A 23,627-nucleotide genomic window follows, 5' to 3' on the forward strand; every position below is an offset into this window, starting at 1 on the left:
ACAAATGGCGGCCTCCCCTTAAACGAACGCAGGCGCTTAGGCCGCCGATACAAGTTCCCGAGTAATTTTCTCGTCCCGGACATCACTGCCATTTGGCGGCACTTGTGAACTTTGAAGGCTTTGCCCAGGAAGTAAGGCCTCTGCAACCGCAGCGATGACATCGACATTCACAGCGTTGCCAAGTGCCTTGTGCGCGGCTGCCTGGTTTTCGGGAAGATGCTTCAACTGCCCCATGCTCTGAAGCCGAGCGCATTCGCGCATAGTCATGTATCGGCGCTCCCAAGGAATCACGGGCACCTGACTTGTTGTTAGGGCAACAAGTGATGGTGCAGCTGTCGGTCGCTTGGCTCGAATACCTGATGCCCGAAACTGGATGACTGACTGCCAAAGGTCGCGCGGTCCACCTTTCCAGTTCCACTCGAGCTTTTGAAAGCTAGGTGCGAAGTCCATGATCCTTGGAATCCAAGGATCAATTATGGCTTTGTGCCGGAGGTAGAAATCCCTGTTCTGCCGGATGAAGTTCTTCTTCCAGTCCGGAAAATGGGAAACCTGATCTCGCGCATACGAGGGAAGTGCAGCCTTCACCGCCTCGTGCTTCAAGCCCTCAAGCGAGCGCCCCAGCGCCCCCGTAAATGCGCCCATTCGATTGAGCCCGATGGCATGGGGCGTACTATCAAGGTAAGGGTATGTTGCGCCGAACTCCATTGCCCATATTGGGAATGATGGCAGTTGCTCGTCTTTCGGCAGAGCGTCGATGAGCGATTGCCACGTTTCAAGATATTGAATGAAGCGAGGACCGAGCGGTCGAGCCTCTTTTGGTTTCTCGTCCAGGACGCTCTTGATCGTGACTTGGTCAAGTTGGTGGGTCGGCTCAGGCCATGAAAAATGCCTTAGACCTGTCCTTGATCCAACGATAATTGCGCGCTCTCGTACTTGAGGCACACCAAACATGAATGGCGAGAGCTTTTTCTTGTCGACTTCATATCCTAGCTCTTCGAGTCGCACCTTGATTTTACCCCATGTCCTCCCGCCGTCGTGCCGCAGAAGATTAGGCACGTTCTCGATCAGCAGATAGGAAGGCTTGTGCTTGTCGAGAATTTCAAGAACGTAATTGAACAAATCACCCCACTGTGGGCAGTCAAAACCAAGTTGCTCACCTGCTTTAGAAAATGGCTGACAAGGGAAGCCAGCACATAGGATGTCGTGAGGCGGCACATCATCAATCGCTTCACGGATATCTCCGTGCGGACGAATGCCAAAGTTCTTTTCGTAGAGGTCGGCAAGCCCGCTATTGAGTTCTGAAGCGAATACACAAGTGTGTCCAAGACCCTCAAGCGCCTGATGAAAACCACCCAGGCCCGCGAAGAGATCGGCGAATTTCAAGTTTCCCATAGCTTAATTGTCCAAGGGAAGAGCGAGTTGGCGCGTGGCGTGCTTTTCCAGCAAGTCTTTAACCGCGACATTCAATATGTACTGCAAGGAGAGAGGCGGGCGGTGGCCCTCAGCCATGGCGCGCAAGGCGTCGTAGTCTTCCACCTCGAGCGAGATGGACAAACGCTTCTTTGAACTAGACATGCCCACACCGCACCTGTTTGCACCAGAGTGCACCAAAATGGCCGTCTTGTCGATCCTTGATTGCCCTCCCATGACCAAACCCCGAGAGCAACATCCCTTCCAACGAGGGCATCGTTCATCAGCCATACGGAGCCAGTTCCTCATCCAAGTTGCTCCTGCTGTTCGAGCCATTCCATGGGGAACGGCTTCAGCGCCCGTTCCAGCGACACATCCCGCCCCTGCGTCCCGCAAACTATCGCTTCCACGATGTCGGGCGAGAGCAGTGTCAGGCGCAGGATGCGGGTCATGTAGGACTGTGCGATGCCCTCGCGCTTGGCCAGTTCGGCGATGGTGGCGTACTCGCCCGACTCCAGCAGGCGCTTCCAGCGGAACGCCCGCGCCAGCGCCTTGACCAGTGTATTGTCCGTCCGGCGTGGCGGCGATGCACCGTTCGGCAGTTGCATTTCTTTCCGCCCGCCGCGCTTCACGACGCGGAACGGTACGTGGAGCGTCACCGTCTCGGGGATCGGAGCCGCGCGGGTCATGCGGCTTCCCCAATGCCCCCGGCCAGCATCTCGCGAGCCAGACCTCCGAGCCCATCGACGCGCAGTCGGACATTCAGACCATCTATGCCGATTTCGACGCGCTCGACCAGCAGCGCTACGATGCGAGCCTGTTCGGCGGGGAAGAGTTCGTCCCACAGCGGGTCGAACTTTTGCAGGGCCTCGCGGGCGTCGGTCTCTGTGATATCGGCAGCCTGCGTTCGCGCGGCTTTCCAGGTGCCCGCGACGATCTCGGGTTGGTGGAACGCGGCGCGGAGCCGGTTGATCACGGCCGCTTCGACCTCGCCTGCGGGCACGCGGCCGACCGGGCAGGATCCTGCGCCATGCTTCAGCACCGTCTGGCTGACATAGTAGCGATAGAGTCGCCCACCCTTGCGGGTGTGCGTCGGTGAGAACGCGGCGCCATCGGGACCGAAGAGAAGCCCCTTCAGCAGCGCGGGTGTGTCAGCCCGGGTCCGCGCGGCACGCTTGCGCGGGCTCTCCTGCAGGATGGCGTGAACCTTGTCCCAAGTCTCGCAATCGATGATCGGGTCGTGCTCGCCCGGGTAGCTGTCGCCTTTGTGGACCGCCTCGCCGATGTACGCGCGGTTGGACAGCATCCGATAGAGGTACTTCTTGTCGATCCTGTTGCCGCGTGGCGTGCAGAGGCCCCGCGCGCCTACCTCGCGTGCCAGCAGCGTGCAGGAGCCGATTTCGATGAACCGAGAGAAGATCCAGCGCACATGCGCGGCGTTGTCCTCGTCGACCAGCAGCTTCCGGTTTGCCACCAGGTAGCCGAAGGGCGGCACCCCGCCCATCCACATCCCCTTCTTCCGGCTGGCGGCGACCTTGTCGCGGATGCGTTCGGCGGTCACCTCCCGCTCGAACTGGGCGAAGCTGAGCAGGATGTTCAGCGTCAGCCGCCCCATGGAGGTCGTCGTGTTGAAGGATTGCGTCACCGAGACGAAGGTCACGCCGTTCCGGTCGAACACCTCGACCAGCTTGGCGAAGTCGGCGAGCGAGCGGCTAAGGCGATCGATCTTGTAGACCACCACCACGTCGACCAACCCGTCCTCGATATCTGCCATCAACCGCTTCAGGCCGGGGCGCTCAAGAGTGCCGCCGGAGATGCCACCGTCATCATACTGGTCGCGGACGAGCACCCAGCCCTCGGAGCGCTGGCTGGCGATGTAGGCCTCGCAGGCCTCGCGTTGCGCGTGGAGGCTGTTGAATTCCTGCTCCAACCCTTCCTCGGAGGATTTCCGGGTGTACACTGCACAGCGTAGCTTGCGGACGAGCTTCGTTTTTTCGGGCGGCTTCGTCATGACCGCCCCCTGTGGTTCTTGAGGCCGAAGAACACCCAGCCGTTCCAGCGGGTGCCAGTGATGCCGCGCGCGATGGCAGACAGCGACTTGTAGGGCCGCCCCTGCCACTCGAAGCCATCGGCGGTGACGGTGACGACATACCCGACGCCCTGCCATTCGCGCAGGAGGCGTGTGCCTGTGATGGGGCGGTCGCGGTCGAGGCGCATTCCGCGCTTCTTCTTGTCGCCGCCGTCCAGTTCTTCGCCCAGTCTTTCCAGCCGCCGGACGGTCTCGGGCTTCAGCCCGCCATAGGCGAGTTCCTGGATCCGGTAGGCCAGGCGGGATTCAAGGTAGCGCCGGTTGAACGGCGGCGGTTCGCTGTCGAACAACTCGCGCCACTGCTTTTTCAGGTCGGGCGTCGGTGTGGTCTTCAGCGCGGCCAAGCGCGCGGGGATGGGGTCGTGTGTCGTCATGCGGTCTCCGTTGGCTACTGGGTTGCATGACGGCATCGGTCGGCCGGATAGTGTAGGTGAATTTCTCTAGTATCGTCAGTAGGTTCGTCCTGAGGTTCGTCCTGTTGGCGTTGCATCAAGCGCACCAGCCCGAGGGCGAGCAGCCCGCACAATTCGGCGCGGCGCTCGGCGGGCGTCATCTGGTCGGGTGACAGTGGATTGGGGCGTTTCATGCGAGCAAGTCCGTGTTGGCTTGCCTTGCCTCTACTCAGGCGAACCGGAAAACGTCCCGCAGGTTAAGATGGCGGTTATGCACAAGGCCGGACTCGACTCATGGTTGATTCATCGTTTAGAACATAATCAGAACAGGCCGGCCATTTGCGAGGTATTCCCGTGGGTTCCGATCTCAAGAAATTTGTTAATCCGAAGTTTCTCAAAACCATTGATCCGGCCTTGATGCGGGCGTTGTTCGTTCGGCACTTCGGCGAGGATGAACTGCCTGTGTCATTCGAGGGAGAGGCCCCAACCATTCGCGCAGCTCTGGCGGCGCATTTCGAAGGAACCGTTGCCGGTTGGAACGCCGGAATGGTCGCCGATTTGCATCGCGTTGCCGAGCTTGGAACTAGCGAGGGCATGCAGCTTATTCTGAACGAAGCCCGTCGTCGTGGCGTGGTTCTTTATCCCGAGCCCGAAACTGACGATGCCGAGGCAGCGCCCATTAGCCACGATCCCAAACACGTCGCGCTTTACACCTACCTGCTGCATCACCGCGTTTTCGAGGCCGCAGCCGACTTCCATGCGCTTCGTGCGCCGACCTCGCCCGCAGAGTTCCGCGGGCCGGAACGCGACTTGGGAGCGGACCTGACCGAAGAAATGACCGAGGCTTTCAAGGCTGCAGTGATCAATCTGTTCTCGCAGGATCTGCAGGGTCAATATTGCCGTCTTGGGCCCTATGAGGAAGATGGCGAAATCAACCTGGTCATCAGCCACGGGGCGCAAGTCACCACAACGCCGGTGATCACGGGCGACCGGGAAGAGATCATCACCCTTCGCGCGGTGAAATATGCAGTGCTGCGCTACTCCCCAATTGAAGGACGCCTGTTCGTGGGTGGCGTGGTCAAGGCGCAGCAAGGCGAGATCGCCGAGCTTTTTGCCCGGCATATCCTGAGGCGGCCAGGCTTCTTCTCTGGGCGGGACGCGCGCGATCTCTATACGCTCGATCCGATCAGCGATGCCGGGCCCGATTTCGCGTTCCAGCATCGCTATGACGAGACCATCAAGGAGGTGCGGATCGTTACCGCCGCCGCTGACCTCTTCGAGTGGGATGAAGAGGATCAGCGCTGGCGTCATGTGCGCAGTTGGGAATCGAAAGACGCGTCCGGCGGTGCGCTCACGCACTTCCGGGGCAGCGAGGTGCGGTTCGGCCGGGGATGGCGGTTGGGCGAGATCACCTTCCGGGTCGCATTCGAAACCGGTGCAAAGCGACCGGCACAGGTCACAGTGCGGCTGAAACCGCCAGGGACGCTCGCCTTCCGCCGGACGCGGTTCGAAAAGGCGATCCACACGCTGGTTCAGCGCAATGGGCTAGAGAAGGACCGCGATGCTGGCATGGTTGTGGACGCGGCTGAGTGAGGGCGGCGCTCGGGTCGCGATCTCGGGCCGGGCGCTGAGCCGTTTTCCCGCAAACGACATTGAGCGCCTCTTGCGGGCGCAGGTGCTGATTGAAGAGCGCAAGGCCGATACCTGGTCGGTCTGTGCCGAGTGCGACTGCGGGCTAGACGCGCGCCCCGTCGAACAATTGGGTGATGCGTTCCGGGCCTGCTGCCCGCACGATCAGGCCGAAGACATGATCCTCCAGAAGGACGATCTGCGCCGCTTTTCGGTCGACGTCGACCGGCTTGTGACCCGGATTTCTGCCAGCGGGAATCTTGGCGGCGCGGTCGCCCGCATTGCTGAAGGCGTCTGGCTGATGGGGGACACCCCGTCCGGGCATGCCGTGGTCCTGTCATTCGATGCTGAAAATCTGGTTGCGCCGGGCGCGGTAATGGCGATCAGGGCGGCCGTGGGGCCGAAACCGATCATGGCAATCGTCCACGACCTTTCCCTGACAATCGCTGTCAGGTTGCGGGAGGTCGGGGTCGAGCCCCACGAAATTGCGGCGGTTTTCAAGGCGGGGTCGGATGGCGTGGAACGCCTCGTCCTTGATCCGCCATCTTCAGTGCCGCGCCTCGTCGTGAAGCTTTCGGCGCAGTCGATCACTCTCGACGGGCGTCGGCTCGACCTGCCGACACAGATGTTCGCACTGTTTCGTCTGCTGATCGAGCAATCCTCCAAGCGTGATCCAGTCCTGAAGAACCAGGAGATCGAGACGCAGACCGGCCGGCCGCCCAACCAGATCATCCGAGACCTTCGGAAAGCGCTGGTCAGTTGTGGGCTGACCAGCGACCAGGCAAAGGCGTTGGTCGCGACAGTACATGCTCGCGGCTACCGGCTCGGCCTTGCCCAAGCCGAAGTGGTCGTCGAGCCCTGAGGCCGCCACACACAATCCACACATAACAAACACACGGCAATCACACCGGCAGCGGCGGGCTGAGCGGCACATTCGGAACCACAGCAACATGTTCCGAGGTGCTCCCGCATGCTTCCGCCGATTTCCCCCTCCGACCTTGCCACACTGATCGACGAAGCGGCCTTTGCCGCGCGCCGCCTGCATCGCAAGCTGGTGCTGCCCGCCGCCGATCTCGACGATCTCTGCCAAGACCTGCTGGTCGACCTGATCTGTCGGTTGCCGGGTTTCGACGCTCGCCGTGGCAGCATCGGCGCCTTCGCCAACATCGTCCTGCGCAACCAGTCCTCGCGGATCGCGATCCGCCATCACCGCCAGCGCCGCGCACAGGGTGGCACGGTTCTGTCGCTGGATGCGCCCGTTTCCGGCGGCACCGAGTCGCTGGGTTGCATGCTGGCAGAGGCGGACAGTCTGGCCGCCTGGCATGGTCAGGACCGCTCCGCCGTGGAAGATGCCGAGACCCGTCACGATCTCGCCCGGGCGCTGGGCGACCTGCCGGAGGATGCCCGCGGGCTTTGCGCGGCACTTGGCACCTGCGCTGTCGCGGAGATTGTCGAGCGTACCGGCACCTCCCGCTCCGCCCTCTACCGCCACATCGCCCGCCTGCGGCTTGACCTCGCCATGCGCGGGTTCGGGGCGGAGTGGGACGCCTCGTATGCGGCGTGAGTAGAGGACCGACATGGAGATGATCGTCATGCCCCTCACCGAATTCACGCCCGCAAAGGCCCGGCCGCTTACCGACATCGAGTTCTGCGCCTGGATCGGCCAGGCCATGCCGGGCGACCGGCTTGAGTATCATCCCGGCTTTCTCGGAATCGATACCACGGCGGTGATTTCCACCTTGCCGGAACCAGATCGCCGCAGGCTCGGAGCGCTGGCCAGTGCCGCCCACCGCGCCTTCGAGGCCGCGCTGGTGCATCTGGTGCAGGTCCGGGTCGGCCCCGACCGCTTCGCCTATCTGGCCATCGCGCGCACCAAGCCGCGCCATGCGCCGATCCCGCTTTCCCAACTCATCGCGACAGAGGAGGCCGCCTGATGCGCGCCGTGCTTGCCTGGATCGGGGATTGGCTCCCGCCGTCCCTCTACTTCGCCATCGCCGGAAAACCGACCGAAACCGCGACATCGGAGCCGCTGCCCGCCCGGCTGCCGAACCTGATGGCGCGGCTGCGCCGTGCCTTCCACAGCCTGGACGACCTGCCGGATGCAATCCCTGCGCCCTGGCGCGAGGGGAATGAGACCGAACCGCTGCTGATCGAGCTGGCGACCATCGACGACGTCGCTTTCGCTGTCGTGGCGGCGAATGCCGACGTGTCGGCCGCGATCCGCCGCTCCTCGGCGCTCGAACGGCTCCACCGCCTGGCCCGCGAGGCCGGGGCTCTCGGCACGGACCGCGCCGTTGACGCGGCCCTGAAGCGGGAGGGGCGCTGATGGCCATGCCGTTCCCCAGCACCGATACGCCGACCGAGGGGCGCGACGGCAACATGCCGACGTTCGATGACCTCGATCGGCTGTCCATCGGCGAGATCGCCGACATGCCGCCCGACCTGCTGTTTGCGCTGCAGGAAGCAGCAGCGACCGAGACCGCCCGGGTCAAGCGCCTGAAGGACCGTTTCGAGGCGGCACTGGCGCAGCGCTATGGCACAGCGACCGAGGCCGAGCGTTCAGCACAAGGCAAGACCTCCGGCACCGTCCGGATCGAGGATACGGGCGTGGTGGTGATCGCCGACTTTCCGAAGAAGGTCACGTGGGATCAGGACCGGCTGGCCGCGATAGCAACCCGGATCCGCGAGGCGGGCGACGACCCGACCCAGTACCTGGAAATCGCCTATCGCGTGCCGGAACGCCGTTTCGGGGCCTGGCCCGACGCCATGCGCGAGGGCTTCGCCGCCGCCCGGTCCGAGACCACCGGCAAACCCGTGTTCCGGCTCGAGACCCGAGACCGGTGACGCGCGGCGGCGGGACGCCCGAGCGGCAACGCCGGGCAGGTTCCCCTTCGGCACCCGGTCACCCCTGCCGCCGCGCCCTTTCAATCCTTCGGAGAACCCCATGGCCTTCCGCATCATCACCGCCGACGAACGCCTCTCGGCCGCCGAAAACAAGACCTCGCTCGCCATCTTCGGCCCACCGGGCGTGGGCAAGACCACGCTTCTGAAAACCCTGCCCGCCGAGGAAACCGTCTGCCTCGACCTCGAGGCCGGGATGAAATCGGTGCAGGACTGGCGCGGTGCGTCGATCCCGGTGCGCAGTTTCACCGATTTCCGCGACCTTGCGGTGCTGATCGGCGGGCCGGACCCGGCGCAGCATCCGCAGTCCTGGTACGGGACCGAACGGCATGCGTGGCTGCAGGCCCAGCACCGCGACAGCGGCATCGAAGCCTTCCTTGCCTCGCGCCGCATCGTCTTCGTCGACTCGATCACCGATCTGACGCGGCAGGCGATGGCCTATGCCCGCCAGCAGCCCGAGGCCTTCTCGGACCGGACCGGCAAGCCGGATGTCCGAGGCGCCTATGGTCTTCTGGGGCGTGAGGTCATTCAGGCGCTGAAGCACCTCCAGCACGCGCGCGGCAAGACCGTGATCTTCGTCGGCGTGCTGGAAAAGGTGACCGACGACTTCGGTACCGTCACCTGGCAACCGCAGATGGAAGGCAGCAAGGCCGGGCGGGAGTTGCCGGGCATCGTGGACCAGGTGGTGTCGATGCACCTCTTCGCCCGCGATGCCGAGGGTGGTTGGGTTCTGGACGAGACCGCCACCGACCGCCGCCTCGTCTGCAAGTCCGGCAACCCCTGGCGCCTTCCCGCCAAGGACCGTTCCGGCCGTCTCGACCTGACCGAACCGCCCGACCTTGGCGCGCTGCTCGCCCGGATCGACGGCCGCGCTCCCCATCAACCCGCTTTCGCCTCCTGATCCCTGAAAGGACATGATCCCATGAGCTACGATCTGAACGACGCCCAGCCGCAGATGGCCCCCATCGGCGAACTGATCCCGGACGGCACCTTCGCAAAGGTGCGCCTGACCATCCGCCCCGGCGGCGTGAACGGCGCGACCCCGGCGGATGCGGGGCTTCTGAAGGCCTCGCAATCGAGCGATGCCCGGATGCTCGACTGCGAATTCACCGTGGTCGACGGCCCGCATGCCCGCCGCAAGTTCTGGCAGAGCTTCACCGTGGCGGGCGGCAAACTGGACGAGAAGGGCCAGTCCATCGGCTGGAAGATCTCGAAATCCACCTTTCGCGCCATCGCCGACAGCGCCCTTGGCCTTGATCCAAGGGACGAAAGCCCCGCCGCCAAGGCCAAGCGGATTCTGCCCGGCCTGCGGCATCTCGAGGGCATCGTCTTTGCCGCCCGCATCATGGTGGAGCCCGCCTCCAACCCGCAGTACCGCGACCAGAACCGCATCGCCAACGTCGTTCTGCCCGACGAGCCGCACCATGCCGCCATCATGCGCGGCGAGACCGTGCCTCCGGAGCCCGTCAATGCTCCGCCGCGCAAGGCCGCGAGCGCCGCGGCGCCGGGCTGGCAGGCCCCGGCACCGGCCTGGGGCTCGGCACAACCGTCACCCGCGGCACCGAACTGGGGCGCGGCACCGCAGCCTTCGGCGGCACCGGCGCCCGCCTGGGGGACGCAAAACGCCCCGGCCGCTCCGCCCGCGCCACAGGCCCCCGCGCCCGCCGCGCCGGGCACCCCCGCCATGCCCGCCTGGCTCAATGGCTGAGGCGCGGCGGAAACGGCGGTCGGGTGGTTCCGCAGGTTCACCCACCGCTGAGACCGATGGGGCTGGGCCGGGCGACCGGCCCATGACCCCGGACGAATGGCAGGCGCATGTAACGCGCGCCGCTGCCCTGGAGATCGGAAAATGGCTCGAGGCACGAGGAAGACTGCACCAACCCATCGCAAGCCTTACCCTCGGCGACCTCGAGGCCATGGCGGTGAACGCCATCTCGCGCTGGATCGTGATGCAGTCGGAACGGCTTCACCGACAGGACTGGCCGCAGGACGACCCGATCGTGACGCTCTTGCTCGGGTAGCGCTTTGCGCTGTCTGCGCCCGGGAGGCCCGCGGCTTCGGCTACGTCCACCGTCTCCAGCACGACCGCTATCCCTATCACCGCTTCTGCTCGCTCCGCTGTCAGGACGTGGGCAGCACAATCGCTCAAAGGAACAATGGCATGATCGACAAGACTGCCCGCGAGGCACAGGCCATTCGCGATGCCCGGGTGCTGTTTGCCGAAGCGCTGACCGACCTTGGCCTGATGGCGCCTTTCTTCAACCGCTCCGCCGCCGATATCGACCGGCTGATCGAGGCGGCCGTCACCGGCTACGTCGACAGCATGCTGGCGCAAGGCGCGCACAAGGAGCGGACCGGCACGGCCCATGACGACCCGATTCCGTTCTGAGGGGGCCGTCATGATCGATCTAAACAATGAGGACGCCCCCTGGGCCGACCTTCTCGTCGCCGCGACGGCGAATGCCATCACCGACTTCGAGGTCGAGTTCTGCGACAGCCTGCGCCAAAGGCTAGAGAGGTTCGGAGCGCGCGCCCGGCTGACGGAAGCCCAGCATCACAAGCTGACCTGCATCGCGCAGGCCGGCGGGTTCTGGGAGCGCGACCAATGATCGACCTGAACCACGGTTCCGGCTGCAACTATGGCGAGGCTGCGCCGCGTCCACCGGTCGCCGCCGCCGTCTCGTACGCCATCGATGCCGCCCTGACGGCGCGCAATCGCGCCGAGCGTCCCCGCACCTATGTCAGCTCCTCGGGGTTGGGGCGCGACTGCCTGCGCCAGATTCAGTACGATTTTCTCGCGGTGCCCAAGGATGCGGGCCAGGAGTTCGAACCGCGCATCCTGCGGATCTTCGAGGCTGGCCACCGGGCCGAGGACATCGTCGCGGGCTGGTTCCGGATCGCCGGGTTCGACCTGCGCACGGAACGCCCCGATGGTCGCCAGTTCGGCTTCGAGTCCATGGCGGGTCGGTTCAAGGGCCATATCGATGGCTGCTTCGTCTCGGGCCCCGTCGCGATGGACTATCCCGCGCTTTGGGAGAACAAGGCGCTCGGCGCTTCCAGTTGGAAGGATGTGGTCAAGCGCGGCGTCAGCATCGCGCGGCCTGTCTATGCCGCCCAGATCGCGCTTTATCAGGCTTACATGGACCTGCCCAACCCGGCGCTGTTCACCGCGCTGAACCGCGACACGATGGAATTGCACGCGGAACTCGTTTCGTTCGATGCCCGCCTTGCGCAGGAGATGTCGGATCGCGCCGTCACGGTCGTCCAGGCCTCGGCAGCGGGCGAGTGGCTGCCCCGGATGGCCACCGAGCCGACGGCGGTCGTCTGCCGGGGCGGCATGGCCGGTGGGAAGTGGCACGCGCCCTGTGCTTGGGCGGAGCGGTGCTGGAGGGGCGGCGGTGTCTGATTTTGTCCCCTCGGCGGCGCAGGCCGCCGCCATCGCCGAAGTCCGCGACTGGTTCGAAAACCGCACCGAGGATCAGCAGGTGTTCCGGCTCTTCGGCTATGCCGGGTCGGGCAAGAGCACGGTCCTGAAATTCGCTCTCGACGACCTCGGACTGTCACCCCACCGCAGCGCAAGGGACGGCAGATGCGTGCCGGGCGTCGTCACCGCGACCTTCACGGGCAAGGCCGCACTGGTCCTGAGCCGAAAGGGCACGCCCGCCCGCACCATCCACAGCCTGATCTATTCGGTGATCGAGGCGACCGAGGAGGAAATCGCCGCCGCTGCCGCCAAGGTTCAGGAGGCCGAAACCGCCGCGCGCAAGCTGACCGGTTTCGACAGGACCGCGGCCGAGGCGGGGATCGAGGCGATGCGCCAGGCGCTGTCCGCGATGAAACACCCCCGCTTCGCCCTGAACCCGCAGAGTGATGCCGCGGATGCGCGGCTGATCGTGCTGGACGAGGTGTCGATGGTGGGCGAGGAGATGGCCCGCGACCTGATGAGTTTCGGCAAGCCGATCCTCGTCCTTGGCGACCCCGGACAGTTGCCACCGATCAAGGGCGAAGGGGCCTTCACCCGTGACGCGCCCGACGTGATGCTGACGGAGATTCACCGTCAGGCGGCCGAAAGCGCGATCATCCGTCTGGCCACCATGGCGCGGATGGGAGATCCCATCGGCTTCGGGATCTACGACGCCCATGTCGCCAAGCTGCGCAAGGGCGACATCACGCCGGATCAGGCGCTGCGCGGCGGGCAACTGATCTGCGGGCTGAATGCGACGCGCTTCCAGCTGAACAACGCGATGCGCGCGGCGGCAGGACTGGGCGGGACGTATCTGCCGACCGGCGGGGCGGAAAAGATCATCTGTTTGAAGAACGACAACTCGCTCGGTCTGATCAACGGCATGTTCCTGACCCTCGAGGATATCGTCGATGAGAGTAGCCTCTACTTCTCGGCCGTGGTGCATGACGAAGACGGGCGACGCGTGACGCCATTCGACAGCGACGGCCGTCCGGGCCGGTTGCGCATCTACAAGGGGCATTTCGAGGATCACGTCGCCTACGATGCCAAGCGCCATGACCGCGACTGGCGGGAAAAGCGCAAGCTGACCGAGGCGACCTTCGGCTGGGCGATCACCGCCCACAAGGCGCAAGGGTCGCAGTGGGAGAACGTGATCGTCTGGGACGACGGGCTGGGTCGCAGCGAGATGGACCGCCGCCGCTGGCTCTACACCGCCATCACCCGCGCCGAGCGCGGGCTGGTCCTCCTTGCGTGAGGGGGCGCGATGATCGATCTCAACGATATCGCAAGGCCGAAGGCACGCCACGATCTGGCTGCCGTGAAGGATCGGCTGGCGGCGACCGCAGGCGACTGGCTTCCCGGCATATTCCCGGAGGCGCGGCTTGCGCGCGACCGTCGCAGCCTGAGATGCGCTGACCTTTCCGGCCGGCCGCCGCGCAAGGAGGGGTCGTGCACCATCCACCTCGATGGGCCCTATGCCGGCTGGGGTTTCGACTATGCCACCGGTGAAAGCGCCGGGCCCATCGATCTGATCGCGCAGGCGACGGGGCTGAGCGACGGCGCGCTTTTCGACGAAGCGGCGCGGATTGCAGGTATGGATCGCCCCTCGCCCCAATCCGCGCCGCGCCCGAAGCCCGATCATTCAACTGAGGTTATGCGCCTGGTCGATGGCGCCCAGCCGCTCGCCGGAACCGTAGGTGAGGCATACTTGCAAGCACGGGGCCTCTGCGATCCGGGATGCCCGGATCTGCTCTTTCACCCCGACCTGCCAGATTTCGACACGCGGCGTGGATGGCCGGGGCTGATCGCGTTGCCTCGACTGGCGGACGGCACCCGCGCGCCAGGCATCCACAGGACCTTCCTTTTGGACGATGGCAGCGCCAAGGGCCCGGCTGGCAAGAAGATGTTGGGTTCGGTGGCCGATGCGGCCGTGCGCCTGTTCGCAATGCCTGCGGATGGCCATCTTGGCATTGCCGAAGGGATCGAGACTGCCCTGGCGGCGCATGCCCTGTTCGGCACCGCCGTCTGGGCGGCGCTGTCCGCGGATGGCCTCGCGCGCTTTCGCTGGCCCGAGGGCACGGCGCGGGTCACGATCTACGCCGATGCTGGCGATGCCGGTCGGCAGGCGGCCGCCACGCTCTCGGACCGGCTGAACCGAGCCGACATTCCGAACGAGATCGTGGTCCCGCTGCATGGCGACGACTTCAACGACGATCTCATGCGTGGCGCACGCGCCGAGGACTATGGCCCGCGCCAGGAGCTTCCGTCCGAAGACCTGCCTGCAGAGACAGAGCATTTGCCGTCTGCGGGCGACATGATCGCTAACCTGGTGGCGGCCGCCGATGCGCTGACCAACCCGCCCGATATCTCTGCCCTTGGCGAGCTTCTGGGCCGCATTGCCCTCGCACGGCTGGACCCGTTGCCCGCGCGCCAGATCCTCGCCCGCATCAAAACCACGACCGGCATCGCCATGTCGATCCTCGACAAGCAGCTGGTCGAACTGGTGAAGCGCGTGAACGCCTCGGGCGATCCCCATGCGCGGATCGCCAAACCTGCCTGGTTCAACCGCATGCGACAGGATCTGGCGGGAACGCCCGAGCGCAACGAGGCCAATGTCATCATCGCACTGACGTCCGACATCGCCTTCGCGGGCGTGCTGGCCTTCGACGAATTCTCCCAGGAGATCGTCGTGCGCCAACCGCTGCCATGGGATGCCGCGACAGGCCCGTTTCCCCGCCCGTGGGAGGACGCCGACGATGTCCGGACCGCGGAATGGCTGCAGCTGCGCGGGGTCAATGTCGCGCCGCTCGTGGTCGGCCGTGCCGTTGGCGCCGTCGCCCGCGAACACCGCATTCACCCCGTCCGCGACTGGCTGGAACATCTTCGCTGGGACGGCATCCCCCGGATCGAGACCTGGACCAGCAGCTACCTCGGCGCCGCACCGACCGCGTTCCATCATACCGTCGGCGCGCTCTGGCTAATCTCGGCCGTGGCGCGCATCTTCCGCCCCGGCGTGAAGGCCGATCACATGCTGATCCTCGAAGGCCCGCAGGGCGCGCGCAAATCGACAGCCATCAAGGTGCTGGCGGGTGAAGCCTGGTTCACTGACGAACTCCCCGAGCTTGGGTCCAAGGATGCCGCCATCCACATGCAGGGCGTCTGGATCGTGGAAATCGCCGAACTCGACGCCATTGGCCGCGCCGAGGTCTCTCGCATCAAGGCCTTCCTGACCCGCACCACCGACCGCTTCCGCCCGCCGTACGGCCGCTACACAGTCGAGGTGCCGCGCCAATGCGTATTCGCGGGCACCGTGAACCCCGACACCTATCTGCGCGACGAAACCGGCAACCGCCGCTTCTGGCCGCTCCGCTGCGGGACCATCGACATCGCGGCGCTGGCCCGCGACCGGGACCAGCTCTGGGCCGAAGCCGTCCATCGCTTCCGCGAAGGTGCGATCTGGTGGATCGACGATCCGGCGTTGCTGGCCGAAGCTGCTACCGCGCAGGAAGCGCGCTATCAGGCGGATGCCTGGGACGCCCGTATCGACCGGTGGCTGACGCACGACACCCGCAGCGTCAATCGCGGCCATGCGGGCTATGAGGACTGGCAGAACGAAGAGGTTGAGCGTCCAGAGCCTATCCGTGATGTGTCGGTGGGCGAGATCCTTGAAAGTGCGCTCGGCATCGAGCCCGCGAAATGGACGAAGGGCGATCAGATGCGTGTGGGAGCATGGCTGAAATCGAGGAACTGGGAGCGGTACCGCAGTGGCGCGGGCGCGACCCGCGAATGGCGCTACCGCAGGCCGCAGGGCGGCGGCTGAAGGTAGCTGCAACATGTCCAGCATCGAGAGGGCACCCGTTCGGGTGCCCTTTTGCGTCTTGGCCTTGTCCCACTTCGGGCCTTGTCCCACTTCAAGCCCAAGGTGGGACAGAAAAAGCCTTTCAAGATCAATGCTGTCCCACCTGTCCCACTTGGACCGCCAACTTCTCCCTTTCCTATACGGAGCGCATGATTTCCGGTCGACGTCATTCTTCTTTATGCGACGTAGGGAAAAAGGTGGGACAAGTGGGACAGGTGGGACAAGCATTGTTCTGAAAGGAAAATTTGACGTCCCACTTGAGCGGTGAATGGGACAGCCCAAAGCGAGGTGGGACATGGATGCGGTCGGGAGCATTTTCCTTGATCGAGTGCCTGCAACGTGATTCCCTGCTCATGACCAAAGCCGAAGGCCCACGATCCAGGTGAGCCTTCATCATGACCCCGAACTCCGAAGTGCCGGACCAGCGCCTTGAACAGGGGCGCCTTGCTGTACTCTGCATCCTCGCCCTCGATCTCGGCACATCGACCGGATGGGCGATCCGCAGTCATGACGCCCTGATCACCAGCGGCACCGTCTCGCTGCGTCCCGGCCGCTTCGACGGCGGTGGCATGCGCTACCTGCGCCTCACCAACTGGCTGACCGAGATCGACCGACTGTCCGGACCAATCGCGGCTATCTGGTTCGAGGAAGTCCGTCGCCATGTCGGTACGGACGCTGCCCATGTGTATGGCGGTCTGATGGCCACCCTCACGGCATGGGCCGAACTGCGCGGCATTCCTTATCAGGGCGTTCCGGTCGGCACGATCAAGCGCCATGCCACCGGGAAGGGAAATGCCGACAAGGATGCAATGGTCGCCGCTGCGCGGGCCCGAGGCTTCAGTCCGGCCGATGACAACGAAGCCGATGCCATCGCTATCCTGCACTGGGCGATCGAGACGAACGGGGGTGTCGCATGAGGTGGCATCCGAGGGGCTACGGCGGCCAACGCCGGGATCCCGAGCAGGTCAAGCGGGATGGATGGCAGGAGCAGGGACTGCTGGCGATTTCGGCGGATGATCCGCGCCTGACGTGGCCCGAGCGAGAACTGGTGCGTGAACTGGGCGAAAAGCTTTATGAGCCGCGCATGGCCGAACGTGAGGTCGCAAATGGCTGACTGAACGCTTGCCATGGTCGAGGACCGGCTCGAGCGTGCCGCCGACGTGTTCCGGTCGCTCCCCCGAGGTGAAGCCGCAGGGTTACTTCAACGCGTGGCCTGAGTACTTCCACACCTTCGCCGATCAAGTCGGCCAGGAGCCTCGGATGCGACGGCCGAAGCCAGGCCCGCGTGACATCACGCAGGCCGAGGATACTCTCCTCTGGCTGCGCTGGCTGGACCCCGCCGACGTCCGCCTCTTGTGGCTTCGCGCGAACCGCAAGCCTTGGAAGCCGATCTGCTGGGAGTTGGGCATCAGCCGCGCCACGGCCAACCGGCGCTGGCAGTACGGCATCGCGGTCATCGTCTGGCGATTGAATGGGAAACGGGTGCCATCTAGGCGATCTATCGACTATATCGTGCGAGTAGCTGGCTGAGCACGGGAAGATAGATTTGTTCGCGTTCGTTGACGAAACTGGGAATACTGGCTCGAACATCTTCGACGAAGCGCAGCCAGATTTTTTCACGGGAGCGCTCATTACCAAGTCAAACTTCGATGTTCTGCACAAGAAATCGCTGAGCGCCCTCTGCAGGAAACACGGCATCGCGTCCCTGCATGCCTCGGTCCTTGGCTTCGGACCGATCGAGAAGATCGCGCCCGATCTCCTCAACATCCTCAAGAGGGTCGACGCGAGGTTTTTCGTATCGCGTGTCGAGAAGCGCTATCTGGTCGCCACCAAGCTCTACGACACCTTTTTTGATTCCGGCGAGAACCCGGCGGCGAACTGGAATGCCTACAACGTGAGGGTTCTGAAGCTGACCCTGTGCTTCAAGGTTGCGACGATCCTGACCGAAGAGATTGCCCGCGAGTTCTGGTCAATGCTGATGGCCCGCAACGAGAAACAGGCGCGCGCGAAGATCCCGGCCATTTGCGACGCCATCCTTGAGAACGTGCACCTGCTTGCCGACCAGAGGTCGAGGGATGTCGTCACAGAAACCCTGTTGTGGTCGCGCGGCCACCCGGAAGCCCTCGACATCTTCATCGCGGGGCGCCAAGCCAAGAACGGGCACATGCCGAACATGGTAGCATTCGCCAACCTGCTCGACGGCTTGGAAGGGTTCTCGAAACGGTGGAACCGCCCTCTAAAGAAGATCATCCATGATAGGCAGTCGCAATTCGAGAGTTCGCTTGAAGAGTGGCACCGCTTGTTTTCAAACGCCTCCTGCGAGCCAATCCACCGACCCGGTGAGACAATCGTTCTACGCAAGGTCCCAGGTTCGACCTTCGAGGTCTCGAGCTCCGACGATAGCGCGGGGATACAGATCGCAGATCTGACGCTCTGGCTGTTTCGGCAGTTCCTCGCCGGGAAGGAACTCCCCGAGGGTTCGGCTGCTCTCCTCAGCTACGTGTTCAAGAAGGGCTACCAGCAAGACTTCTCGTTTCGTGGTGTCGGGGCCCAGGTGGAAGTGCAACTCCGCGAGATCATGGAAAAGGATATTCCTCCCGAGGCGATGGAAGCAGGTCGACGTCTGCGCGAAGAGCAGGAACAACTCCGACAGCATCTCATCGCCAAATACGAAGAAGATGGTCTAATGCCGTATCAGCGCGGCCCGTTGAAGTTGGTGTCGCCCGAAGACGACTGAGGCTCTTGTCAATCCCATTCCGGGTAGTGAGACGATTTCTTGCGAGACATCGCATGGTGAGACGGATCGCCCAAAAGCAGCTATCCATAGCGATATACTCGGAGTGGAGCGCGCAGGCAGAGGCCGCGCCGCTGGCTTCCCGGGTCCAGAGAAGGGTCCAGCCGGGGTCCAATCGGCTAACCCATTGAGTTCTTGGTTCCTTCCTAGCGATATTCGTATGCTGGCGGGCGAAGCGCGGGACATCGCCAGCGACAGGGCCGGATTTTTGGGAAGCCACCCGGAAGCCACTGCCGTCTGAACCCGCCTGAAACAACGCAAAATCAGACCCTTGAAGCTGGACACCCCTGGTGGCCGCTGGACCCCACTTGGAGTCCAGTCTGGACCCCGGAGTCCGGAAGCCAGGGGTATCCATCCTGATCCGAGGAATGACCCGCCCATGACGCTGAGCTTCGCCCCAGAGCGGATCGAGATGTGGCCGCTGGCCAAGCTCCAGCCCTACGCAAGGAACGCGAAGGCCCATCGCGCGGACCAGGTCGCGAAGATCGCCGCCAGCATGGCGGAGTTTGGCTGGACGGTGCCCTGCCTCGTGGCAGAGGACGGTGAGTTGATCGCGGGCCACGGCCGGGTGCTTGCAGCCACGCAGTTGGGGCTGACCGAAGCACCGGTAATCGTGCTTGGGCATCTGACCGAAGCGCAGCGCCGGGCTTACCGGATCGCGGACAACAAGCTGACCGAACTCGGCACCTGGGACGAGGCACTGCTGTCAGCGGAGCTGAACGACCTCTTGGCCGAGGATTTTGACCTGTCGCTGGTCGGCTTTTCGGACGGCGAGTTGGACAAGCTGCTGGCCTATGTGCCGGAGGGGGACGGGGAAGAAGGTGCCGCTGGGGGCTCCGTGCCGCCGGTGACCATTCCCGAACCGCCCCGCAATCCGGCGTCTCGCACTGGCGACCTGTGGATCCTCGGCGACCATCGGTTGCTCTGCGGCGACAGCACCAGCGCGGCCGACGTGCGCCGCCTGATGAACGGCGAGCGGGCGATCCTGTTCGCGACCGACCCGCCCTATCTGGTGGACTACGACGGCTCGAACCACCCCACCCGCAACAAGGATTGGTCCGCGTCCTATGGCACGACCTGAGACGACAGTTCGCAGGGCGCGGAGCTCTACGACGGCTTCATCGCCGCCGCGGTCGCAGAAGCCATCACTGAGGATGCTGCCTGGTACTGCTGGCACGCCTCCCGCCGCCAGGCGATGCTGGAGGCCTGCTGGGAAAAGGCGGGGGCCTTCGTCCATCAGCAGATCATCTGGGTGAAGGACCGCGGGGTTCTGACCCGCTCGCACTACCTCTGGAAGCACGAGCCCTGCTTCATGGGCTGGCGCCGCCCGAACCGCCCGCCGAAGGTGGCCGAGCAGACGCTGCCCTCGACCTGGGAGATGCCGTCCTTTGCCAAGGACGAGCGGCCCGACCATCCGACGCCGAAACCCCTCGATGCCTTCGGGATCCCGATGCGCCAGCATGTGGCGCGGGGCGGTCTCTGCTACGAGCCCTTCTCGGGCTCCGGTTCGCAGATCATGGCGGGCGAGGCCAACGGCCGCCGCGTCTTCGCAATGGAAATCAGCCCGGCCTATGTCGATGTCGCCGTGGAGCGCTGGCAGGCCGAGACTGGCAAGGAGACCATCCTCGACGGCGACGGCCGGACCTTCGCGCAGGTGAAAACCGAGCGGCTTGGTGACGGCACCGAACCCGCGACCGATACGCCGGACACGGACGCCGCCCCCGAACCCGCGCGAAAGCGCAAGACCCCCGCGTGACATGCATGACCTGGCTTTACCTTCCTCCGGACGCGCTTCCGGAGCCGGAGACGCATGCCTCTTCGGCCTCTCCCTCTGCTCCGGCGCGGGCGGGCTCGACCTCGGGCTCACCATCGCCATCCCCGGATATCGTGCTGTGGGCCATGTCGAACGGGAAACCTTCGCCGCAGCCACTCTCGTGGCGCGGATGGAAGACGCGTCCCTGGATCGCGCGCCTGTCTGGGACGATGTTGCCACCTTCGACGGCCGCCCGTGGCGCGGCGCGGTGGACATCGTCACTGCGGGCTATCCGTGCCAGCCATTCTCGGTCGCGGGCAAGCGCCGGGGCGCGGACGATCCGCGCCATCTCTGGCCCCATGTCGCCCGCATCATCGGCGAGGTCGAGCCGCCCTTCGTGTTCCTCGAGAATGTCGCCCATCATCTCCGCCTCGGCTTCCTCGAGGTCGCCAGCGGACTGGTCGGCATGGGCTACCGCCTTGCGGCAGGCCTCTTCACGGCGGCGGAAGTCGGCGCGCCCCACAAGCACGAGCGGTTGTTCATCCTTGCCATCCGCGAGGGGGACGAACTTGCCGACCCCGCGCGCCTGCTCTGGCACCCGGTCGAATGGCGGGAACCGGACGGAACTGCTCCGGCTGTGGCCGACGCCCCGTGCCAGCGCCAACGAGAACCGGCAGACGAAGCCGACGCCCTCACAGGCAGCGGGCCAGCACGGCATGAACCTCGCGACGACGGCAGCCCTATGGCCGACGCCGCAGATCGACAGTTTCCGCAGCCGGGGTGGCGAGCGGAAGGACGAGAAGGGTCTGGACCGGATGGCCCGGGACTGGCCGACGCCGATGGCGAACGACGGCTGCAAGCCGAGCGCGGGAAACCGGCGGACGGCCGACCTGACCCATGCGGCGGGGCTGTGGATGACGCCAGCGCGAGTGCGCGCATTGCGCGAGCTCCTTGATGCGGGATGAGGCGTCGGAGCGGTGCAGCTCTGCCGTTCCCTTGGGGAGGGGGGTCACCCCCTCCTGTCGCTGTCATTCATCCTCAGCATCCATGGGAAGCGGACCGTGCATCGTAAAGCACGCCTTGAGTTGCCCCTCATGCGCCAGCAAGTCCGACAGACGCCATCGCACGGAACCCGGACCGGCCTGTCGCGCCCTTGGAAAGTTCCCCTCTCGTCTCCATCGGTGAATCGATGCCGGACTTCACCTTATAGCGCGCTGCGACTTCTTCGATCGTCAGATACTGTTCATCGGCTCGTGCTGCGGGTTCCAAATCTTCTCTCCGGTAGTGCATTCGGCGGTCGGAGTGATTCACCTGAGAACGCGCCGATGTCAATTTGCGCGCAGATGGCGCAGGCGCACCATGTTACCATCTGCCTATCGAGAGGTATCCGCACATGACGCAAGAAGGCCTAGCGAGCGCGGAATGTAGCCCAGATGTAGCCCAGAACTGGGTGAGCACAGCAATGCAGCCTCAACGCTGAAAAATTTGCTTTGCTTTCGGGGGTTTGAAGTGGTGCCCAGAGCCGGAATCGAACCAGCGACACGCGGATTTTCAATCCGCTGCTCTACCAACTGAGCTATCTGGGCACCGGGTCTGCTTAACAAGGTCGTCAAGCCGGTGTTGGTGCGGGGTTACTAGACGAGGGCGCCGGGACTGTCCAGAGGGTATCTGCACTTTCTTGCGCAAAATCGACTGCCCCCGACACCGCGCGGAAAACGCGCACGACACCATATGCGGATCGGCCCCGCCCGCTTTCCCGGGACCTGCGCGGCCCCTTGCGGCGCCCCGTCCCTTGCGCCGCCGCCGGCGCCGCGGCGCCTGGCCCAAGCGGCTTCCGGGGGATTTGCGAGTCGGGCCCCGGCCCATCCGGGCGGAGAATATAATTCCAAAAACACGACAAACTAAGGCGTGATTATTCCCTTGATAATCCCGACTATCTCGGTGGATATTAAATTCATACGCCGATCACCCGCCGGAAAGGAGATGCCGATGATCCGTCCCGTTCAGACCGCTCCCGCCGCAAGCCTGCGCGCGCCGATGCGGGAGATGACCTGACTCGCCCCCCGCCATCCGGGCCCCGGCCATCCCAGCCATCCGCACCCCATCCATCCGGGCCCGCTCAGGCTGCACCCGATCCCGTCCCATCCGCTTCCGCACCTCTTTTCCTGATCGAGAGACCCATGCTCACCACGATTTCGCTGTCCCGCCACATCACCGCCCAGGGCCAAAAGACCGCCGACCATGCCGACGGCCGCGTCACCATCGCCGATGGCGCCCGCCGCCTGACCGGCTGGCCGATCGCCCGGATCGCCCGCACCACCAGCGCGCTGGTGGCCCTGCTGCTGGCGGGCCTGGCCGGGGCACCGCAGCTGCAGGCCGAAACCCTGCTCAATGTCAGCTACGACCCGACGCGCGAACTTTACCGCGAGGTGAACGCCGCCTTTGCCGAACACTGGACCGCCACCGGCCATGATGCGCCGCAGATCGAAACCTCGCATGGCGGCTCGGGCGCGCAGGCCCGCGCGGTGATCGAGGGGCTGAACGCCCAGGTCGTCACCCTTGCGCTGGCCTCGGACATCGACAAGATCGCCAAGGCGGGCAAGCTGCCGAAGGACTGGCAGGGCAAGCTGCCGCACAATTCCTCGCCCTATACCTCGACCATCGTCTTCCTGGTGCGCGAGGGCAACCCGAAGGGGATCAAGGATTGGGGCGATCTGGTCAAGGAGGGCATCGAGGTGATCACGCCCAATCCGAAGACCTCGGGGGGGGCGCGGTGGAACTATCTGGCCGCCTGGGCCTGGGCGGAAAAGAACGGCCAGGATCCGAAGGCCTTCCTGCATGATCTGTTCGCCCATGTGCCGGTGCTGGACAGCGGCGCGCGGGGGGCGACGACGACCTTTGCCCAGCGCGGCATCGGCGACGTGCTGCTGGCCTGGGAAAACGAGGCCTATCTGTCGCTGAAGGAGCTGGGCGAGGATCAGTTCGACATCGTCGTGCCCTCGGTCTCGGTTCTGGCCGAGCCGCCCGTCGCGCTGGTCGAAGGCAACATCGCCAATGACGCGCAAAAGGAGCTGGCGACGGCCTATCTGGACTTCCTGTACAGCCCCGAGGGTCAGGCGATCGCCTACAAGAATTTCTACCGCGCCTGGGATGCGTCGAAAGCCGATCCGGCCGATGTGGCGCGGTTCCCGAAGCTTGAGCTGGTGGACATCGCCCATTTCGGCGGCTGGGCCAAGGCGCAGCCCGAACATTTCGGCGACGGCGGCATCTTCGACCAGATCTACACCGCGAAATAAGCCCGGTCCCGGCCCGGCCCCGGCCCAGCTTGCGGCGCCCC

Annotated in this window: 25 protein-coding genes, 1 tRNA gene and 2 pseudogenes; 22 read left to right on the forward strand and 6 right to left on the reverse strand. The window is 64.7% G+C overall.

The features are described from left to right. Positions 1-36: 36 nt before the first annotated feature. The 4 genes from RCAP_RS18990 to RCAP_RS13480 all read right to left on the reverse strand — a co-directional run bounded on the left by RCAP_RS18990 (position 37) and on the right by RCAP_RS13480 (position 3,873). Complete coding sequence (locus tag RCAP_RS18990) at positions 37-1,392, reverse strand: DNA cytosine methyltransferase (protein WP_013068426.1); 1,356 nt, start codon at positions 1,390-1,392, stop codon at positions 37-39. Between the two features lie 323 nt (positions 1,393-1,715). Continuing rightward, complete coding sequence (locus RCAP_RS13470) at positions 1,716-2,099, reverse strand: hypothetical protein (RefSeq protein ID WP_013068427.1); 384 nt, start codon at positions 2,097-2,099, stop codon at positions 1,716-1,718. Next, positions 2,096-3,421 (reverse strand): recombinase family protein, encoded by a 1,326-nt coding sequence (locus RCAP_RS13475; RefSeq protein WP_013068428.1) that lies wholly within the window; start codon positions 3,419-3,421, stop codon positions 2,096-2,098. The genes RCAP_RS13470 and RCAP_RS13475 overlap by 4 nt, the downstream gene beginning before the upstream one ends. Continuing rightward, positions 3,418-3,873 (reverse strand): DUF2924 domain-containing protein, encoded by a 456-nt coding sequence (locus RCAP_RS13480; RefSeq protein ID WP_013068429.1) that lies wholly within the window; start codon positions 3,871-3,873, stop codon positions 3,418-3,420. Before RCAP_RS13480 ends, RCAP_RS13475 begins: the two co-directional genes overlap by 4 nt. 372 nt (positions 3,874-4,245) lie before the next feature. On the opposite strand from RCAP_RS13480, the gene RCAP_RS13485 reads away from it, so the two are divergent. The 21 genes and pseudogenes from RCAP_RS13485 (at position 4,246) to RCAP_RS19945 (ending at position 21,255) form a co-directional block, all read left to right on the forward strand. Further along, entirely contained in the window at positions 4,246-5,484 is a 1,239-nt protein-coding gene (locus tag RCAP_RS13485; protein ID WP_013068431.1) for a hypothetical protein, read from the forward strand. Further along, on the forward strand, positions 5,453-6,382 hold the full coding sequence (locus tag RCAP_RS13490) for a winged helix-turn-helix domain-containing protein (RefSeq protein ID WP_013068432.1): 930 nt from the start codon (positions 5,453-5,455) through the stop codon (positions 6,380-6,382). The genes RCAP_RS13485 and RCAP_RS13490 overlap by 32 nt, the downstream gene beginning before the upstream one ends. 108 nt (positions 6,383-6,490) lie before the next feature. Next, positions 6,491-7,084, forward strand: coding sequence for a sigma factor (locus RCAP_RS13495; RefSeq protein ID WP_013068433.1), 594 nt, complete (start codon positions 6,491-6,493; stop codon positions 7,082-7,084). 13 nt (positions 7,085-7,097) lie between these two features. Continuing rightward, on the forward strand, positions 7,098-7,454 hold the full coding sequence (locus RCAP_RS13500; protein WP_013068434.1) for a hypothetical protein: 357 nt from the start codon (positions 7,098-7,100) through the stop codon (positions 7,452-7,454). After that, positions 7,454-7,846, forward strand: a complete 393-nt coding sequence (locus tag RCAP_RS13505) for a hypothetical protein (RefSeq protein ID WP_013068435.1) — start codon at positions 7,454-7,456, stop codon at positions 7,844-7,846. Before RCAP_RS13500 ends, RCAP_RS13505 begins: the two co-directional genes overlap by 1 nt. Next, a complete protein-coding gene (locus RCAP_RS13510; RefSeq protein WP_013068436.1) occupies positions 7,846-8,364 on the forward strand; it encodes a hypothetical protein in 519 nt (172 codons plus the stop codon). Before RCAP_RS13505 ends, RCAP_RS13510 begins: the two co-directional genes overlap by 1 nt. Before the next feature lie 100 nt (positions 8,365-8,464). Beyond that, positions 8,465-9,322 carry an ATP-binding protein gene (locus RCAP_RS13515; protein WP_013068437.1) on the forward strand — a complete coding sequence of 286 codons (858 nt, stop codon included), beginning with the start codon at positions 8,465-8,467 and terminating at the stop codon, positions 9,320-9,322. Positions 9,323-9,343: 21 nt separating this feature from the next. Then, a complete protein-coding gene (locus RCAP_RS13520) occupies positions 9,344-10,129 on the forward strand; it encodes a hypothetical protein (protein WP_013068438.1) in 786 nt (261 codons plus the stop codon). 82 nt (positions 10,130-10,211) lie between these two features. Further along, complete coding sequence (locus tag RCAP_RS13525; protein ID WP_013068439.1) at positions 10,212-10,442, forward strand: hypothetical protein; 231 nt, start codon at positions 10,212-10,214, stop codon at positions 10,440-10,442. Positions 10,443-10,582: 140 nt separating this feature from the next. Next, complete coding sequence (locus tag RCAP_RS19660) at positions 10,583-10,810, forward strand: DUF6511 domain-containing protein (RefSeq protein ID WP_031321475.1); 228 nt, start codon at positions 10,583-10,585, stop codon at positions 10,808-10,810. 10 nt (positions 10,811-10,820) lie between these two features. After that, positions 10,821-11,030 carry a hypothetical protein gene (locus tag RCAP_RS13535; RefSeq protein ID WP_013068440.1) on the forward strand — a complete coding sequence of 70 codons (210 nt, stop codon included), beginning with the start codon at positions 10,821-10,823 and terminating at the stop codon, positions 11,028-11,030. After that, positions 11,027-11,827, forward strand: coding sequence for a hypothetical protein (locus RCAP_RS19935; RefSeq protein ID WP_013068441.1), 801 nt, complete (start codon positions 11,027-11,029; stop codon positions 11,825-11,827). The genes RCAP_RS13535 and RCAP_RS19935 overlap by 4 nt, the downstream gene beginning before the upstream one ends. Continuing rightward, complete coding sequence (locus RCAP_RS13545; protein WP_013068442.1) at positions 11,820-13,139, forward strand: ATP-dependent DNA helicase; 1,320 nt, start codon at positions 11,820-11,822, stop codon at positions 13,137-13,139. The genes RCAP_RS19935 and RCAP_RS13545 overlap by 8 nt, the downstream gene beginning before the upstream one ends. 9 nt (positions 13,140-13,148) lie before the next feature. After that, the gene (locus tag RCAP_RS13550; RefSeq protein ID WP_013068443.1) at positions 13,149-15,704 is read left to right on the forward strand and encodes a VapE domain-containing protein; all 2,556 of its coding nucleotides are present in this window, start codon (positions 13,149-13,151) and stop codon (positions 15,702-15,704) included. Between the two features lie 434 nt (positions 15,705-16,138). Then, positions 16,139-16,660: a crossover junction endodeoxyribonuclease RuvC gene (locus RCAP_RS13555; RefSeq protein ID WP_013068444.1), complete on the forward strand. Its 522-nt coding sequence runs from the start codon at positions 16,139-16,141 to the stop codon at positions 16,658-16,660. Continuing rightward, on the forward strand, positions 16,657-16,857 hold the full coding sequence (locus tag RCAP_RS13560; protein ID WP_013068445.1) for a hypothetical protein: 201 nt from the start codon (positions 16,657-16,659) through the stop codon (positions 16,855-16,857). The genes RCAP_RS13555 and RCAP_RS13560 overlap by 4 nt, the downstream gene beginning before the upstream one ends. Before the next feature lie 68 nt (positions 16,858-16,925). Further along, positions 16,926-17,273, forward strand: coding sequence for a DUF6362 family protein (locus RCAP_RS13565; protein WP_238530262.1), 348 nt, complete (start codon positions 16,926-16,928; stop codon positions 17,271-17,273). A 16-nt stretch (positions 17,274-17,289) separates the two neighbouring features. Continuing rightward, positions 17,290-18,480: a DUF3800 domain-containing protein gene (locus RCAP_RS13570; protein ID WP_013068447.1), complete on the forward strand. Its 1,191-nt coding sequence runs from the start codon at positions 17,290-17,292 to the stop codon at positions 18,478-18,480. 436 nt (positions 18,481-18,916) lie between these two features. Then, positions 18,917-20,293, forward strand: a pseudogene (locus RCAP_RS13575) (site-specific DNA-methyltransferase). A 1-nt stretch (position 20,294) separates the two neighbouring features. Beyond that, positions 20,295-20,801, forward strand: a pseudogene (locus RCAP_RS19940) (DNA cytosine methyltransferase); the annotation flags it as partial. A 205-nt stretch (positions 20,802-21,006) separates the two neighbouring features. Further along, on the forward strand, positions 21,007-21,255 hold the full coding sequence (locus RCAP_RS19945) for a hypothetical protein (protein ID WP_238530269.1): 249 nt from the start codon (positions 21,007-21,009) through the stop codon (positions 21,253-21,255). Positions 21,256-21,318: 63 nt separating this feature from the next. Here the strand turns inward: RCAP_RS19945 and RCAP_RS20200 are convergent, their stop codons facing one another. Both RCAP_RS20200 and RCAP_RS13585 read right to left on the reverse strand, forming a co-directional pair. After that, entirely contained in the window at positions 21,319-21,477 is a 159-nt protein-coding gene (locus RCAP_RS20200; RefSeq protein WP_115503982.1) for a helix-turn-helix transcriptional regulator, read from the reverse strand. A gap of 323 nt (positions 21,478-21,800) precedes the next feature. Next, positions 21,801-21,876, reverse strand: a tRNA-Phe gene (locus RCAP_RS13585). 594 nt (positions 21,877-22,470) lie between these two features. On the opposite strand from RCAP_RS13585, the gene RCAP_RS13590 reads away from it, so the two are divergent. Next, complete coding sequence (locus RCAP_RS13590; RefSeq protein WP_013068452.1) at positions 22,471-23,586, forward strand: sulfate ABC transporter substrate-binding protein; 1,116 nt, start codon at positions 22,471-22,473, stop codon at positions 23,584-23,586. Positions 23,587-23,627 lie beyond the last annotated feature (41 nt).

Source organism: Rhodobacter capsulatus SB 1003 (genome assembly GCF_000021865.1).
Taxonomy (GTDB): Bacteria; Pseudomonadota; Alphaproteobacteria; order Rhodobacterales; family Rhodobacteraceae; genus Rhodobacter; species Rhodobacter capsulatus_B.